15 protein-coding genes are annotated in these 15201 nt (G+C 72.5%); 6 read left to right on the top strand and 9 right to left on the bottom strand.

Annotation, left to right across the window (positions count from 1 at the left end):
• Nucleotides 1-186: 186 nt before the first annotated feature.
• Entirely contained in the window at nucleotides 187-861 is a 675-nt protein-coding gene (locus ACIPEP_RS03045; RefSeq protein WP_071296032.1) for a GntR family transcriptional regulator, read from the bottom strand.
• Between the two features lie 149 nt (nucleotides 862-1010).
• The gene (locus ACIPEP_RS03040; protein WP_402716459.1) at nucleotides 1011-2468 is read right to left on the bottom strand and encodes an MFS transporter; all 1458 of its coding nucleotides are present in this window, start codon (nucleotides 2466-2468) and stop codon (nucleotides 1011-1013) included.
• Nucleotides 2469-2680: 212 nt separating this feature from the next.
• Between ACIPEP_RS03040 and ACIPEP_RS03035 the strand changes: the two genes are divergently transcribed.
• Together ACIPEP_RS03035 and ACIPEP_RS03030 are read left to right on the top strand one after the other, a co-directional pair.
• Nucleotides 2681-4066, top strand: coding sequence for an AAA family ATPase (locus ACIPEP_RS03035; protein ID WP_070418142.1), 1386 nt, complete (start codon nucleotides 2681-2683; stop codon nucleotides 4064-4066).
• Nucleotides 4059-6071, top strand: a complete 2013-nt coding sequence (locus ACIPEP_RS03030; protein WP_402716458.1) for a VWA domain-containing protein — start codon at nucleotides 4059-4061, stop codon at nucleotides 6069-6071. Before ACIPEP_RS03035 ends, ACIPEP_RS03030 begins: the two co-directional genes overlap by 8 nt.
• 369 nt (nucleotides 6072-6440) lie before the next feature.
• Here the strand turns inward: ACIPEP_RS03030 and ACIPEP_RS03025 are convergent, their stop codons facing one another.
• Genes ACIPEP_RS03025 through ACIPEP_RS03005 form a run of 5 tightly spaced genes read right to left on the bottom strand, consistent with a single transcriptional unit; the run spans nucleotide 6441 to nucleotide 10343 of the window.
• Nucleotides 6441-7214 carry an SCO1664 family protein gene (locus tag ACIPEP_RS03025; RefSeq protein ID WP_070418141.1) on the bottom strand — a complete coding sequence of 258 codons (774 nt, stop codon included), beginning with the start codon at nucleotides 7212-7214 and terminating at the stop codon, nucleotides 6441-6443.
• On the bottom strand, nucleotides 7211-7738 hold the full coding sequence (locus ACIPEP_RS03020; protein WP_402716457.1) for a DUF3090 domain-containing protein: 528 nt from the start codon (nucleotides 7736-7738) through the stop codon (nucleotides 7211-7213). The genes ACIPEP_RS03025 and ACIPEP_RS03020 overlap by 4 nt, the downstream gene beginning before the upstream one ends.
• A gap of 34 nt (nucleotides 7739-7772) precedes the next feature.
• Complete coding sequence (locus tag ACIPEP_RS03015; protein WP_402716456.1) at nucleotides 7773-8495, bottom strand: histidine phosphatase family protein; 723 nt, start codon at nucleotides 8493-8495, stop codon at nucleotides 7773-7775.
• Between the two features lie 10 nt (nucleotides 8496-8505).
• Nucleotides 8506-9231, bottom strand: a complete 726-nt coding sequence (locus tag ACIPEP_RS03010; protein WP_402716455.1) for an ABC transporter ATP-binding protein — start codon at nucleotides 9229-9231, stop codon at nucleotides 8506-8508.
• Nucleotides 9228-10343, bottom strand: a complete 1116-nt coding sequence (locus ACIPEP_RS03005) for an FtsX-like permease family protein (RefSeq protein WP_071296044.1) — start codon at nucleotides 10341-10343, stop codon at nucleotides 9228-9230. The genes ACIPEP_RS03010 and ACIPEP_RS03005 overlap by 4 nt, the downstream gene beginning before the upstream one ends.
• A 174-nt stretch (nucleotides 10344-10517) precedes the next feature.
• Here ACIPEP_RS03005 and ACIPEP_RS03000 point away from each other — a divergent pair, with 174 nt between their 5' ends.
• The 4 genes from ACIPEP_RS03000 (at nucleotide 10518) to ACIPEP_RS02985 (ending at nucleotide 14082) form a co-directional block, all read left to right on the top strand.
• Nucleotides 10518-11687, top strand: coding sequence for a sensor histidine kinase (locus tag ACIPEP_RS03000; protein WP_402716454.1), 1170 nt, complete (start codon nucleotides 10518-10520; stop codon nucleotides 11685-11687).
• Nucleotides 11684-12304: a response regulator gene (locus ACIPEP_RS02995; RefSeq protein WP_402716453.1), complete on the top strand. Its 621-nt coding sequence runs from the start codon at nucleotides 11684-11686 to the stop codon at nucleotides 12302-12304. Before ACIPEP_RS03000 ends, ACIPEP_RS02995 begins: the two co-directional genes overlap by 4 nt.
• 63 nt (nucleotides 12305-12367) lie before the next feature.
• Nucleotides 12368-13576 (top strand): MFS transporter, encoded by a 1209-nt coding sequence (locus tag ACIPEP_RS02990; protein WP_402716452.1) that lies wholly within the window; start codon nucleotides 12368-12370, stop codon nucleotides 13574-13576.
• A 77-nt stretch (nucleotides 13577-13653) separates the two neighbouring features.
• Nucleotides 13654-14082, top strand: coding sequence for a BLUF domain-containing protein (locus tag ACIPEP_RS02985; RefSeq protein ID WP_083295228.1), 429 nt, complete (start codon nucleotides 13654-13656; stop codon nucleotides 14080-14082).
• 33 nt (nucleotides 14083-14115) lie between these two features.
• Here the strand turns inward: ACIPEP_RS02985 and ACIPEP_RS02980 are convergent, their stop codons facing one another.
• Together ACIPEP_RS02980 and ACIPEP_RS02975 are read right to left on the bottom strand one after the other, a co-directional pair.
• Nucleotides 14116-14433, bottom strand: coding sequence for a hypothetical protein (locus ACIPEP_RS02980; protein ID WP_402716451.1), 318 nt, complete (start codon nucleotides 14431-14433; stop codon nucleotides 14116-14118).
• Between the two features lie 4 nt (nucleotides 14434-14437).
• The gene (locus tag ACIPEP_RS02975; protein ID WP_070418133.1) at nucleotides 14438-15049 is read right to left on the bottom strand and encodes a ScbR family autoregulator-binding transcription factor; all 612 of its coding nucleotides are present in this window, start codon (nucleotides 15047-15049) and stop codon (nucleotides 14438-14440) included.
• Nucleotides 15050-15201 lie beyond the last annotated feature (152 nt).

Below are 15201 nucleotides of genomic sequence, written 5' to 3'. Positions count from 1 at the left end.
TGTCGTGTGCGGACACGGTGCGTGCTCGAGCGGACGAGCACGCGGGCAGTGCCCTCCCTGTCGGGCACCGTGGGGTCCCGCGCTGGCCCGGTCGGTCCCGGTGCCGCGGGGACGGCAACCGGACCACCCTGCCATGCGCCCGCCTGTCGATTCAGTGCGAGCGGCCCCGGAATCCGCGGTGAGTGCTCAGGCGGCCGCCCGGAACCGTTCGGGCAGGCCGATCAGGGCATCGGCGAGCTCGACCAGCGCCACCGCGCACTCGTCGAGCGCGTCCCGCTCGGCCGCGGTGGTCGCGCGTTCGGCGATCTTCCGGCGTTCCCGACGAGCGACCACGGCGTCGATCCCGTTCGCCAGCGCCACGTCGTCCGTGAAGAACGCGTCGAGCACGGCACGCTGCGACAGGAGCCAGTCGGCACTGACGGCCGCACCGCTTCGACGGAGCCACCACGAACCGAGCTCGACGAAGACCCCGCCCTCGGTCACGCACTCGCGGAGCCAGGCGACGTCGAAGCGATCCGCGCACCGCACCGCGCCCGCCGAGGGCTCGGTGATCATCGTCCGCGCGATCCGGATCCGCTCGATCATGTGGTCGACGGTCCAGTGCGCGACGACCACCCCCACGTACCGCTGCACCGAGACGAGCCGCAGGTTCTCGAGCGGCACGAGCGCTTCGCGCACCGGGGTCCGGGACACCCGCATGTCCGCCGCGATCGTGTCGAGCCGGATCCGCTGGCCACGGCGGTAGACCCCGCGCAGCACGTTGTCGAGCAGCCGCGCGAAGACCGCGTCCCGCAGCAGACTGCGTCGGATGCCGTGCGGATCGTCGTCGTCGCGACCCGGTCGGTGCTGTGCTCGCTCCATGCCGCCAGGATCACGCACGGCCCACGCCGCCGGCTTCGCGAGTGGTCGGCCCGTGGACCGTGCAGGACACTGTCGTGCTGTGGAGGACTGCCATGCGAGGACGATGACAGACCCCGGAGCGCGGCGCTAAACACTCCGCATACGGAATACTACTTCCGCGCTGCGTCCGCCTCCTTGGTCAGGACCGACAGGGGTTGTGTGACGTCCTCGAGCCCCTTCCGGGCCGCGTCGACGCCGAAGATCAGCGCCACGACACCGCCCGCGATCATCACTGCGGACCCGAGCAGGTACCCCCAGAACAGCGGCTCGCGGGACGACCCGTCGCCGATGAGCGCGCCGTAGATGAGCGGCGCGACGGCACCGAATATCTGCGCCAGCGCGAAGAAGTACGAGATCGCCTGCGACCGGAGCTCGAGCGGGAAGATCTCGCTCACGGTCAGGTAGGCGCTGGACGCACCCGCCGAGGCGAAGAAGAACGAGATGCACCAGAAGACGACCTGCACGCCCGCGCTGATCGCGTCCGCCTGGAACAGGAACGCCGAGGTGGCGAGCACGAGCCCGGACACCAGGTACGTCGAGAAGATCATCTGCCGACGACCCCAGGTGTCGAAGAACCGACCGAGGATGATCGGTCCGAGCAGGTTGCCGATCGCGAAGGGGAAGAAGTACACGCTCGTCTCGGCGGTCTTCAGGCCGAAGAAGTTCGTGAGCACCAGTGCGTAGGTGAAGAAGATCGCGTTGTAGAGGAACGCCTGCGTGATCATCATCGTCGCGCCGACCAGGGTCCGGGTCGGGTACTGCCGGAACAGCACCTTCACGATCGTCCGGAACTGCACGTTCTCCGTCGGCGTGACGGTCATCGCCTTGGACTCGTCGACCTCCGGCAGCCGGTGCCCGGTGGACTTCTCGACCGACTCCTCGATCTGCGTGACCGTTGCCTCGGCTTCCTCTTCGCGTCCGTGCGTCATGAGCCACCGCGGACTCTCCGGGATGTGCCGCCGCAGGAAGATGATCGCGATGCCGAGCACCGGGCCGAGGAAGAAGCCGATGCGCCAGCCGATGTTCTCGGCGAAGTTGGCCGTGTCGAGCAGGTAGATGTTCGCGAACGCGCCGAGTGCCGCGCCGCCCCAGTAGGTGCCGTTGATCGCGATGTCGACGTGCCCACGGTACTTCGCGGGGATGAGCTCGTCGATCGCCGAGTTGATCGCGGCGTACTCGCCGCCGATGCCGAGCCCGGCGACGAACCGGAAGGCCGCGAGGAACCAGAAGTCCTGCGCGAGCCCCGCGATGCCGGAGCCGATCAGGTAGATGGCCAGCGTGAGGATGAAGAGCTTCCGACGACCAAGCCGGTCGGACATCCGACCGAAGACGATCGCGCCGACGACCTGCCCGACGAGGTAGATGGTGCCGAGCGAGGTCACCTGCTGCGTCGACAGGTCCAGGTCGGCCTGGAACCCGGCGTTCGACACGATCTGGATCTCGAGGCCGTCGAGGACCCACGAGACGCCGAGTCCCACCACGACACTCCAGTGGAACCGTGTCCACGGCAGTCTGTCCATCCTGGCGGGGACCAGGCTCTTGATCGCCCCGTTCGTCGTGCTGCTCACGAGAGGGGAACGTACGCCCAGATCGACGAGATGGTTCAGATCCGGAAACGAACGGGTTCCGGGCTCGGAGCCGGATCCCCCTAATCGAATCCGGCTCCGATGCCGGAACACCAATCATTGCAATTGCTATGAAAACTCACAAGCAGGTGGCCTGGAGGCGCGGTGCCAGCCCGCACCGCGCCTCCAGGTCCGAACGGCGTAACGTCGAAGAGGTGACCCGACCCGACATCCGAACGGTCGGCGAGCTCCGCACCTCTGGCCACCTCCAGAAGACGGTCCGCGCCGAGATCCGCGACAACCTGCTCAGCGCCCTCCGCGAGGGCCGCGACCCCTGGCCCGGCCTCCACGGCTTCGCCACCACCGTCGTCCCGCAGCTCGAACGCGCCCTGATCGCCGGGCACGACGTCGTCCTGCTCGGCGAACGCGGACAGGGCAAGACCCGACTCCTCCGCACCCTGCAGGGCCTGCTCGACGAGTGGACGCCCGTCATCACCGGCTCCGAACTCGGCGAGCACCCCTACGAACCGATCACGACGGCGAGCATCCGCCGGGCCGCGGACCTCGGCGACGCCCTGCCCATCAGCTGGCGGCACCGCGACGACCGCTACGTCGAGAAGCTCGCGACGCCGGACACGAGCGTCGCGGACCTCATCGGCGACGTCGACCCGATGAAGGTCGCCGAGGGCCGCAGCCTGGGCGACCCCGAGACGATCCACTTCGGTCTCGTCCCCCGGGGTCACCGCGGCATCGTCGCCATCAACGAGCTCCCCGACCTCGCCGAGCGCATCCAGGTCGCGATGCTCAACGTGATGGAGGAGCGCGACGTCCAGATCCGCGGCTACGTCCTGCGACTGCCGCTCGACGTGCTCGTGGTCGCCAGCGCGAACCCCGAGGACTACACGAACCGCGGTCGGATCATCACCCCGTTGAAGGACCGCTTCGGCGCCGAGATCCGCACCCACTACCCGATCGAGCTCGAGGACGAGATCGCCGTGATCCGCCAGGAGGCGCGGCTCACCGCCGACGTGCCGGACGCGCTGGTCGAGATCCTCGCCCGGTTCACGCGTGCCCTGCGCGGATCGAGTGCGGTCGACCAGCGCAGCGGCGTCAGCGCCCGCTTCGCGATCGCCGGCGCGGAGACGATCTCCGCCGCCGCGGTGCACCGCGCTGCGCGGCAGGGCGAGGAGCACGCGGTCGCGCGGCCGATCGACCTCGAGACCGCGATCGACGTCCTCGGCGGGAAGATCGAGTTCGAGAACGGCGAGGAGGACCGCGCCGACGAGGTGCTCGAGCACCTGCTCCGGACCGCGACCGCCGAGACCGTCCGGGCGCGCTTCCGCGGGCTCGACTTCGCGGTCCTCGTCGAGGCGCTCGACGGGGGCACGATGGTGACCACGGGTGAGCAGGTCAGCGCCCGGGCATTCCTCGAGGGCCTGCCGTCGATCGGCGAGTCCGACCTGTACGACCAGATCTGCGAACGGCTCGGAGCGACCGACGACGGCGAGCGTGCCGGCGCCATCGAACTCGCGCTCGAGGGGCTCTTCCTCGCCCGGCGGATCAGCAAGGAGTCCGGCGGGGGCGAAGCCGTCTATGGCTAGGGCGAACCGACGCCTGGCGAGGGACGCCCGCTACGGGAAGTACGAGGACGGCCCGGACCCGCTCGCTCCCCCGGTCGACCTGGCCGAGGCGCTCGACGCCATCGGCGAGGACGTCATGGGTGGCACCTCGCCCGAGCGTGCCATCCGGGAGTACCTGCGCCGCGGCGGTCAGGACCAGCGCGGCCTCGACGACCTGGCCCGCCGCGTGGCCGAGCGACGTCGCGAGCTGACGGCGAAGAACAACCTCGACGGCACCCTGCAGCAGATCAAGCAGCTGCTCGACGAGGCCGTGCTCGCGGAACGCGGACAACTCGCCCGCGACACCGAGATCGACGACGGCGACCGAGCCCTCGCCGAGATGCAGCTCGACAGCCTGTCGCCGTCGCCCGCCACCGCGGTGCAGGAACTGAGCGGCTACGACTGGACGAGGCCGTCCGCGCGCCAGAAGTACGAGGAGATCAAGGACCTGCTCGGCCGCGAGGTGCTCGACCAGCGGTTCGCGGGCATGAAGCAGGCGCTCGAGGGCGCCACCGACCAGGACCGCGAGGACGTCGCCGCGATGATGCGCGACCTCAACACCCTGCTCGAGGACCACCGTGCGGGCACGGACACGCAGGAGCAGTTCGACGCGTTCATGGCCGAGCACGGGCAGTACTTCCCGTCGGACCCGCAGAACGTCGAGGAACTGCTCGACGACCTCGCTGCCCGGGCGGCCGCGGCGCAGCGCATGCGCAACTCGATGACCCAGGAGCAGCGCGACGAGCTCGACGCCCTCGCCCAGCAGGCGTTCGGCTCCCCCGACCTGATGGGACAGCTCGCCCAGCTCGACGACACCCTCCGCTCGCTCCGGCCGGGCGAGGACTGGGGCGGCTCCGAGCGGATGGAGGGCGAGCAGGGCCTCGGCCTCGGCGACGGGACCGGGGTGTTCCAGGACATCGCCGACCTCGACGCCCTCGCCGACCAGATCGCGCAGGCCGGACCGGGCTCCGACCTCGACGACGTCGACCTCGACGCCCTCGGCCGCCAACTCGGGAACGACGCCGTCGTCGACGCGAGGACCCTGCAGCAGCTCGAGAAGGCCCTGCGCAACTCCGGTGCGATGCGCCGCGGTGCCGACGGGCAGCTCCGGCTCACCCCGAAGGCGATGCGGCAGCTCGGGAAGAGCCTGCTCCGGGACGTCGCCGAGCGCATGTCCGGCCGCCAGGGTGCCCGAGACCTCCGCCGCTCCGGTGCGTCCGGCGAACCGTCCGGTGCGACCCGGCAGTGGCAGTACGGCGACACCGAACCGTGGGACGTCACGCGGTCGATCACGAACGCGCTCACCCGCACCGCTGCCTCGGGACGGATGGGCCCGGGCGTCCGCCTGGAGATCGACGACGTCGAGGTGCAGGAGACCGAGGCGCGGACGCAGGCCTGTGTCGCCCTGCTCGTCGACACGTCGTTCTCGATGGCGATGGAGGACCGGTGGGTGCCGATGAAGCGCACCGCGCTCGCACTCCACACCCTCGTGTCCACACGGTTCCGCGGCGACGACCTGCAGCTCATCGCCTTCGGCCGCGAAGCCGAGGTGATGGAGATCGAGCAACTCGTCGGCCTCGACGCGATGTGGGACAAGGGCACCAACCTCCACCACGCCCTGCTGCTCGCGAACCGGCACTTCCGGAAGCACCCGACCGCCCAGCCCGTGCTGCTCATCGTCACCGACGGCGAGCCCACCTCCCACCTCGAACCGAACGGCCAGGTGTGGTTCGGGTACCCGCCGGACCCGATCACGATCGCGCTGTCCGTCCGGGAGCTCGAGAACGCCGGACGACTCGGCGCGCAGACGACCTTCTTCCGGCTCGGCGACGACCCGGGGCTGGCGCGCTTCATCGACGCGATGGCGAAGCGGGTGGACGGCAAGGTCGTCGCGCCCGAGAACGACGACCTCGGCGTCGCGGTGGTCGGGTCGTACCTGGGATCGCGCCGCGGTGGAGCGCTCTTCCGGGACGACTGGACAATCTGACGGCAGGGTCTGTTCCTCGGGCGATCTCGGTCGTATGCTGACGCCACAGCTGCCCCAGACCCCGGCCGCGATCACCGCTCCACCTGACCGACCTCGTCGGTGAACCGACCACGTCGGTGAACCGACCACGTCGGTGAACCGATGCTGTCGGTACACCGACAGCGTCGGTGAGGTGGTGATGACCGACCGATGGCACCTGATCCGTCCTCGGCCGGTCGACCCCCGTGGGGTCCCGGAGGGCAACGGCGCGCTCCGTCCGACCGCCACGGGTCACCGCGCCCCGGCAGGCGGGACGCGGTACGGGTCGGTGGGTTCCGCACCCGACGGAACCTGCCGACCCGATCTCCGCGCCGGCGGCCGAGCGCTTCGCTAGAAGAGCGGCCAGGGCACGGCGGGCCCGTGTCCCGGTGGCGGCGGGAACAGCCCGACCGCCCGCAGCGCCGCGCACCGGGCGCGCAGGGTGTCGACCTCCGCCACCGTGAGGTGCTCGTCGAGTGCGGCACCGAGATCGCCGTGCAGCGCGTCGGTCACCCGGTCGATGCCCTCGAGCTCGTCCGCGTCGAGCGGTTCGCCGATCCACCCCCACAGCACCGAGCGCAGCTTGTGCTCGACGTGGAAGGTCAGCCCGTGGTCGACACCGAAGCGGTGACCGTCCGGCATCGCGAGGACGTGACCGCCCTTGCGGTCGGCGTTGTTCACGACGACGTCGAACACCGCCATCCGCCGCAGTGCGGTCGTGTCCTCGTGCACGAGGGTCACCGGACGGTCCGCTTCGTCGATCGCCTCGAGCACCGGCCGCCAGCGGGGTGCTCCGTCGCCGGACAGCTCGGCCTCGGCGTCCTCGGTGGGGACGAGGTCGACCGCGTCCTGCTCGGGATCGACGTCCTGCCACCGCTGGACCATGCCGCGGCCGAACGGCCCCTCGCCCATCCACGTCGGGGGGACGACGTCCCAGCCGAACGCCTCGGACACGAGGTACGCCGCGACCTCTCGATCGGCGAGGGTGCCGTCCGGGAAGTCCCAGAGCGGTCGCTCCCCCTCGATCGGCTTGTAGACGACCGCCTCGCCGTCGAGGTCGGCGAGGAAGGTGGCGTTCGAGGCTTCCCGGATGCGTGCCCGGATGGACAGCGACCCGTCGCTCATGCGGCCCCTGGCGGACGGCCGGCGGCCACGATCTCCCGCGTGCGCTCGACGAACGCGCGAGCGGTGCCGACCGGGATCTTCACCTGGAACAGCTCGGCGGGCTCGGGGATCTCGACCACGGCCTCGATCTCCTCGCCGTCCTCCGACGTCTCGGCGACGATCTCGAGCTCGTCGTCGATGGGGTACGCCTCGATCACGACCTGGGCGGTGGCGGGGTCGAACCCGAGGCTCAGGGCGCCGGCACGGAACTCGGCCTCGACCGGCTGGTCGAGCGGTTCACCGTCACGGAGTTCTGCCGGCGCGGACGGCGGGACGCTGAACCGGTTGTCCTCGACGGTCGCGACCTCGTCCAGGAGCTCGTCGATCTTGTCCGCGAGGACGGCCGACTGCTCCTTCTCGAGCGCGACACTCGTGACACGGCGGCCGTCACGCGCCTGGATGTAGAAGGACCGCTCGCCCGGACGGCCGACGGTCCCGACGACGAGACGGTCCGGCCAGTCGAAGCCGTGCACGATGGTGGGCATACCCCGCATTGTAGGAGCGCCGGGCGACAGTCGTTCAGGCTCCGGCAGGAGCCGGCCCGGTGGCGGGGTCGCCGTGGCCGGCGCCGCCCCCGACCGCGGCGTCCGCGCTCGGCGCCGGTGCGGCCGCGAGCCAAGTCAGGTCACCCGACTCGGTGTTCGAGGCGACGACCTCGGGACGGAGCTCGCCGTAGCGCACGATGGACACCGACGCCGGTCCGACCGCGATGCGCTGGAACAGATCGAGGTGCATGCCGAGGGCGTCGGCGAGCACGGACTTGATCACGTCACCGTGGCTCACCGCGACCCAGACGGCGCCCGGACCGTGGGCGGCCTCGACCTCGGCGTCGATCCGGCGGACGGCGGCGACCGCGCGCGACTGCATCCCCTGCATGGACTCCCCGCCGGGGAACACGACGGCGCTCGGGTTCGCCTGGACCGTCCGCCAGAGCGGCTCCTTCGCGAGGTCCGCGAGCTTCCGGCCCTGCCAGTCGCCGTAGTCGCACTCCGTGATCGCCCGCTCGATGCGGGTCTCCGGCTCGCCGGGCTGGCGTCCGAGCAGCGCGCGAGCGGTCTGCCGACACCGTTCGAGCGGGCTGGACACGACCGCGGCGAGCGGGACCGCGGCCAGTCGTCCGGCCGTCCGTGCGGCCTGTTCGCGACCGACGGCGTCGAGCGCCACCCCTGCCGTCCGTCCGGCGAGGACGCCGGTCGCGTTCGCGGTGGTGCGTCCGTGCCGGACGAGGAGGACGGTCGCCATGTGCCCGATCCTAGGCCGCGATGCGCCCGTCGCCCGTCGCCGCGTCGGACACCACCCGTCCGTCCACGACGGTCACGAGCGAGTCGAGCGCGCCCCGGTGCACGAGGTCGTGCGTCACGAGCATCGTCGCGGTGCCGCGCTCGTGGGTCAGCTGCGCGATGAGCGACATGATCGCCGCGCCGCGCTCCTGGTCGAGTGCGCTCGTGGGTTCGTCGACGAGCAGGACCTCCGGCTCGTGCACGAGTGCGCGGGCGATCGCGATCCGCTGCCGTTGCCCACCGGACAGCTGGGCCGGTCGCTTGTCGGCGTGCCCGGACAGCCCGACCGCGTCGATCAGGTCGTCGGCCCGATCGCGGACCGCCGCACCCCGCCGCCCGGCCCGCGGGCCCCCGAGGTGCGCCATGACGAGGAGCTGCTCGCGGGCGGTCAGCGACGGCAGCAGGTTCGACTGCTGGAACACGATGCCGATGCGTTCCCGTCGGAGCGCGGTGGCCTCGTCCCGCGACAGCGCGGCGGCGTCGACCGCGTCGCCCCGCGCACCGGTGATGACGACGCGGCCGGAGTCCGGCCGGATGAGCGTCGCCGCGACGGCCAGGATCGAGGACTTGCCGGAGCCGGAGGGGCCGGTGATCCCGGTGACCTCGCCGGTGCGTGCCGTCAGCGAGACGTGGTCGACCGCGGTGACGCGGCGGTCGCCGTCGGGGAAGGTGAGGGTGACGTCGTCGAGGGTGATCATCGGTTGCTCCCGAGTGCGGTGAGGGGGTCGGCGGCGGTGACGGTGCGGAGGGCGACCGCGGCTCCGGCGAGCCCGAGGGCCGCCATCGCGATCGCCGGGACAAGCGTGGTGAGCGGGCTGAGCAGGAACGGCAGCGCACCGCCGGCGAGCGCCCCGAGTCCCACGACCGCGGCGGTCCCGACGCCGATGCCGACGACGAGCACGACGAGCGCCTGGCCGAGGGCGTCCCGGACGAGCGACCGGGTACTCGCACCGAGTGCCTTCAGGACGGCGACGTCGCCCGCGCGCTGCATGGTCCACACCGTGAAGAAGGCGCCGACGACGAGGGCGGAGACGCCGAACAGCATCGCGATCATCAGGGCGAGCGAACCGACCTCCGACCGGAACGTCTCGAGGGCGGTGAGCGAGCCGAGGTGCGACGAGGCCGACGTGTGGGTCGCGGTGGCGACGGCGTCCCAGTCGGGCGACCCGCTCACCGCGAGGACGGTGGGGTCGCCGTCGCCGCCGAGCCGCCGATCGGCCGCGGACCAGGCGTCCGGGGTCATCGCGAGGACCGGCGTGTGGCTGTACCAGGCGTCGCCGCCGACGGAGGCGACCCGGTAGGTGGTGCCCGTGATCGTCACGTGGTCGCCGACGTCGACCCCGAGGTCGGCGGCCGCGCCGGCGGAAAGGCCGACCTCGTCGTCCCGCGTCGGCGCGAGCGAGGCGACCGAGCCACGCGCGTCGGCCGAGCCGCCGCGGCCGCCGTGGCCGCCGGCGGACGCCAGCCCGAACAGGGCGACCCCGACCGCCGACCCGTCGTCGTGACCCGACGTCGCCCGCCCCTGGACGATCCCGACCGGGACCACCTCGTCGACGCCGGCCGCCGTCTGCCAGCCGACCCGCGCCTCCTGGCCGATGGTCGACTCGCCGAAGGACGGCTGCCCGTCGGACGGTTGCTGCAGGACCAGTCGGTCACCCGGCAGGTCGAGCACGGCCGAGACGTTCTGGGCGGCGAGTCCGCCGGTGAGGCCCGCGAGGAACCCCACGAGCAGGGTGATGAGCGCGACGACGGAGCCGATGAGCACGAAGCGTCCGCGAGCGAACCGGAGGTCGCGCCAGGCGACGAACACGATGGTCCCTTCCGGGTCACGGACCCTCCGCGACCACGACGGTCACGGACCCTCCGCGACCACGCGTCCAGCCTCGCCGCGCCGGTCCCAGCGGACATCGTCGACCGGACTGGTCCCCCGATCGAACTTTCGGTTGATCCGGTCCCGCACCTGGCTCCGTACGCTGGGACCGTCATGGCGCACAGCACGCTCACCCCGGTCTTCGTCGGTCTCCGGACCGGCCTGCACGTGCTGTCCGCCGCGCTCCTGGCCCTCGTCGTCATCCGTGTGCTGGTCAGCGACGGCCCGCGGCCATGGGTGCCCCTCGGGCTGAGCGTCGTCTTCGCCGGCGTCTACCTGCTCGGCGCCGTCGCCGCCCGCACCGCCGAGCGCCGTCGTGCGATCGCCGGCGCGGTCTGGCTCGTCGCGCTGAGCCTCGTCTGGATCGCCCTGCTGGTGCTCGTGCCCGAGGCCGCGTACCTCGTCTTCCCGCTGTTCTTCCTGTACCTGCACGTCCTCCCCCGCGTGGTCGGTCCGGTCGCCGTCGTGGTCGCCACCCTCGTCGCGGTCGTCGCGCTCGGTCTGCACGGCGGTTTCACGGTCGGCGGGGTCGTCGGCCCGCTCGTCGGCGCCGGCGTGGCGTTGCTCATCGGGCTCGGGTACCGCGCCCTCGCGCGCGAGGCCACGGAGCGCGAGGCGCTCGTCGCCGAACTCATCGCGACCCGTGACCGCCTGGCCGCGACCGAGCGCGAACAGGGCGTCCTCGCCGAGCGGGCACGACTCGCCCGCGAGATCCACGACACCGTCGCGCAGGGCCTGTCGAGCATCCAGATGCTCCTGCACGCCGCGGAACGCGCGGACGGCGAGCGCCCCGGGCTGGAGCACATCCGGCTCGCACGTGACACCGCGGCGGACGGACTCGCCGACACCCGGCGCTTCATCCGCGAGCTCACGCCGCCGTCGCTCGACCAGGGGCTCCCGGCGGCACTCGGGCGGCTCGCCGAGCAGCAGTGGTCCGGCGACGGCCTGACCGTGACCGTCGACGTGCCCGATGTGGTGCTGCCGATGGACGTCCAGACGGCGCTCCTGCGCATCGCCCAGGGCGCGGTCGCGAACGTGGTGCAGCACGCGCACGCCACGCACGTCGCGCTGTCGCTCGCGGTCGACGGCCAGGAGGCGCGACTGACGGTCTCGGACGACGGCGTCGGTTTCGACCCGGTCACCGCCCTGTCGCGGGCGGTCGCGTCCGACTCGTTCGGCCTGCGCGCGGCCCAGGACCGCGTCGGCCAGTTCGGCGGACGGCTGGAGATCGACTCGGCGCCCGGACGCGGCACCACCCTCGTCGCCGTCCTGGAGGTGCCGTGATCCGGATCCTGATCGCCGACGACCACCCGGTCGTGCGGGCCGGCCTGCGCGCACTGCTCGACGCGGAGGACGACCTCGAGGTCGTCGGCGAGGCGGCGACGCCGGCGACCGCGGTCGAGCTCGCCGCCGACCTCTCGCCGGAACTCGTCCTGATGGACCTGCAGTTCGGCCAGGACACCTCCGGTGCCGAAGCCACCCGGCGGATCCGTGCGCTCGACGCCGCGCCGTACGTCCTCGTGCTCACGAACTACGACTCCGACGGCGACATCCTCGGCGCGGTGGAGGCCGGTGCGAGCGGGTACCTCCTCAAGGACGCGCCGCCGCACGACCTGATCGCGGCCGTCCGGGCGGCGGCGTCCGGCCAGAGCGCGCTCGCGCCCGCGATCGCCGGCCGGCTGATGGCCCGGATGCGGACCCCGCAGGTGTCGCTCTCGGCGCGGGAGATCGAGGTCCTCGAGCTCGTCGCCGCCGGCGCTGCGAACGGCGAGGTCGCGGCGCGGCTCCACATCAGCGAGGCGACGGTCAAGTCGCACCTCGTGCACGTGTTCTCGAAGCTCGGGGTCGCCTCGCGGACGGCTGCGGTGTCCACGGCGCGCTCGCTCGGCATGCTGCGCTGACCTCGCACCGGCGGTCTGCGCCGTTCCCTTGACTCGACCACGGTGGGACGTTCTGATGGACCCATGATCGAGCGCCACCGCGCGGCACTCTTCGCCACGTCGACGATGACCGGGTTCGGGATCGCCTCGTGGATCACCCGCACGCCCGCGATCCGCGACGAGCTCGGGGCCTCGATCGAGGCGATGGGCATCGTCATCCTCGGGCTCTCGATCGGCTCGATGATCGGGATCCTCGGCGCCGGTGTGCTCGTCCGGCGCCTCGGGACGCGGCCGCTCATCGTCCTCGGCGGGGTCCTGCCCGTCGTCGGCATGCTCCTCGTCGCCCTGTCCGCCCCCGCGCAGCTCGCCGCCGGGGTGTCGGGCGGGCTGTTCCTCATCGGCTTCGGGTCCGGCGTCGCCGAGATCGGCCTGAACGTCGAGGCAGCCGCGGTCGAACGGCGGATCGGTCGGCCGGTCGTCCCGCTGCTCCACGCCTGCTTCAGTCTCGGCACGGTCCTCGGCGGCGTGGCGGGCATCGCGGTGACCGCTGCCCGGACGCCGGTCCTCGGGCACCTGCTCGGCGCCACCGTCGTCATGGCCGCACTCGCCGCGTTCGCCGCCGTGAACCTCCGTCCGGTCCCCCGCGCTGCGCCCGAGACGTCGTCCGCGGCCGCACCGGCTCCGCGGCTCCGGGCCGTGCTCACGGTGCAGGTGCTGCTCATCGCCGTGATCACCCTGGCGATGGCGTTCGCCGAGGGTGCCGCGAGCGACTGGCTCCCGCTGCTCATGACGACCGACCACGGCGCCCCCGAGGCCGTCGGGTCCCTCGTCTTCACCGGCTTCGCTCTCGCGATGTTCGTCGGGCGGACGGCCGGCACGCCGCTCGTCGCCCGGTTCGGTCGCGCCCCGGTCGTCCGGGTGTGCGCGGCGGTCGGCACCGTCGGCGTGCTGCTCGTCGTGGTGTCGCCGAGCCCGGTGCTGACCGCGGCCGCCGCCGGGGTGTGGGGTCTCGGCATCGCCCTCGGCTTCCCGCTCGCGATCTCGGCCGCCGGCGACCACCCGACCGATGGCGACCGACGGGTGTCCGTCGTCGCGACCGCGGGCTACATCGCGTTCCTGGCGGGTCCTCCGGCACTCGGGTTCCTCGGCGAGCACCTCGGCCTGCAGGCAGCGATGCTCGTGCCCGCCGGACTCCTCGTCGTGGCGCTGCTCGCCGCCCCCGCGACCCGGAACCGCACCACGCTCGACGTGCGGGAGCCCGCGGTCGGCGCACCGGCCCCGTCCACGGACTGACGGGACGGTTCCGACCACGGACTACGTGTAGCGGACACCATTTCGTGTCGTCGGCGGGCCCGCGCCAAGATGGAGCCGTGCTCGTCTCCATCGTCTACATGAGCCGGGCGGCCACCCCCTTCGACGACGCCGCCCTGACCGAACTCCTGCGTGGGTCGCGGCTCCGGAACGAGGCGCTGGGGGTCTCCGGCATCCTGCTGGCGAAGGACGGCCGCTTCATGCAGCTGCTCGAGGGCCCGGCGTGGAGCGTGGACGACCGGTTCGCCGCGATCGCGCGCGACCCCCGCCACGGTGAGGTGAAGTCGCTCGTGCGCGAGGACATCGAACGCCGTCGGTTCGACGGCTGGTCGATGGCCTACCGGTCGCTCGACGACTCCGACATCGCCGCCGAGGAGGGCTTCAGCCCGTTCCTCACGGACGGCGTCGACTTCCCGCGGTCCTTCGACCGCACGAGCGCGGCCTGGCTGCTGAAGTGGTTCCGCGACCGCGAGCTCCACGACCGCTGACCCGCAGCGGCCCGGCCCCCGTGCCGTCCCGCGTCAGTGCGCTCGTCGGCGCCGGACACGGGTGACCGCGGCCGCACTGCCCGCAGCGGCGAGCACGACCAGCCCGAGCGCACCGACGCCCAGGCCGAACACCCCGAGGATCCCGGCGCCGATGTTCGCGCCGCCACCGTCGTCGACCGTGACGAACAGGGACCAGAGCGTCACCGCGACGGCGACGAACCCGACCGCGAGCAGCACGGTCGCGACGACGTGCAGCGCGACGACGCTCGCGGACCACCCCACCCGCTCGACCCCGGACGTCGCGAGCGCGGGGTCGCCGTACGGAGGGGTGTCGTGCTCGCTGGTGCCCACAGCGTCAGTCTGCCGTGCCGAACGCGTCCGCCACGACCCCCAGCAAGCGGGGCCGGTGCCGAGGGTCCGCGACGGCGGTGAGCACCATCCGCCACATCGTCGCGACGGCGGGGAAGAGGTCCTGCCGGCCGGTCCGCACCGCCGAGACGAGCTGGACCCCGGTGAACATCGGGACGACGGTCGCGCCGAGCTGCTCGGGTGTGAGGTCCGTCCGGAGTTCGCCGCTCGCGATCGCGAGGCGGAACAGGTCACTGATCCCACCGATCCACTGGTCGTAGAAGGCGGCGGTCGCGGCACCGAACTCGCCGCGTTCGAGCGAGAGCCGGATGCCGGCGCTCACGACGGGGTCGGTCAGCAGCATGCCGGCGATGCCCCGGGAGGCCCGGACGAGCGCCTCGGCGGGCGACGCGTCGTGGTGGCTCACGACGTCGAACGTCCGCACGTTCTGCTCGTCGATGACCCCGAGCGCGAGGGACAGCTTGGTGGGGAAGTGGAAGTGCAGGGCGCCCTGCGAGACGCCCGCCTCGCGGGCGACGGCCGCGATCGTCGTGGCGGCGAAGCCGACACGCTCGAACTCACGGGCGGCGGCCTCCAGGATCAGTGCACGTCGTTCCACCCTTCCAGTGTCACGGACTGGAGGCGGGGGGGGGGGCCCCCCCCCCCCCCCCCGGCCGGGGGGGGGCCCCCCCCCCCCCCCCCCCCCCCCGGGCGCGCGGCCGGGGGGGGGGGGCCCCCCCCCCCCGGCGGCCCCCGCCCCCGGAGCGGGCG

It is taken from the genome of Curtobacterium sp. NPDC087082 (assembly GCF_044745045.1).
Classification (GTDB): Bacteria; Actinomycetota; Actinomycetes; order Actinomycetales; family Microbacteriaceae; genus Curtobacterium.
The sequence above is the reverse complement of the archived record's forward strand: the minus strand, read 5'-3'. Positions and strand labels throughout refer to the sequence as shown.

What these genes read in the sequence shown, in the direction of transcription:
- ACIPEP_RS03030 (WP_402716458.1), top strand. Translation starts at nt 4,059, where the DNA reads ATGGCTAGGGCGAACCGACGCCTGGCGAGGGACGCCCGCTACGGGAAG.
- ACIPEP_RS03015 (WP_402716456.1), bottom strand. Translation starts at nt 8,495, where the DNA reads ATGGCGACCGTCCTCCTCGTCCGGCACGGACGCACCACCGCGAACGCG.
- ACIPEP_RS02990 (WP_402716452.1), top strand. Translation starts at nt 12,368, where the DNA reads ATGATCGAGCGCCACCGCGCGGCACTCTTCGCCACGTCGACGATGACC.
- ACIPEP_RS03020 (WP_402716457.1), bottom strand. Translation starts at nt 7,738, where the DNA reads ATGCCCACCATCGTGCACGGCTTCGACTGGCCGGACCGTCTCGTCGTC.
- ACIPEP_RS03010 (WP_402716455.1), bottom strand. Translation starts at nt 9,231, where the DNA reads ATGATCACCCTCGACGACGTCACCCTCACCTTCCCCGACGGCGACCGC.
- ACIPEP_RS03025 (WP_070418141.1), bottom strand. Translation starts at nt 7,214, where the DNA reads ATGAGCGACGGGTCGCTGTCCATCCGGGCACGCATCCGGGAAGCCTCG.
- ACIPEP_RS03045 (WP_071296032.1), bottom strand. Translation starts at nt 861, where the DNA reads ATGGAGCGAGCACAGCACCGACCGGGTCGCGACGACGACGATCCGCAC.
- ACIPEP_RS03000 (WP_402716454.1), top strand. Translation starts at nt 10,518, where the DNA reads ATGGCGCACAGCACGCTCACCCCGGTCTTCGTCGGTCTCCGGACCGGC.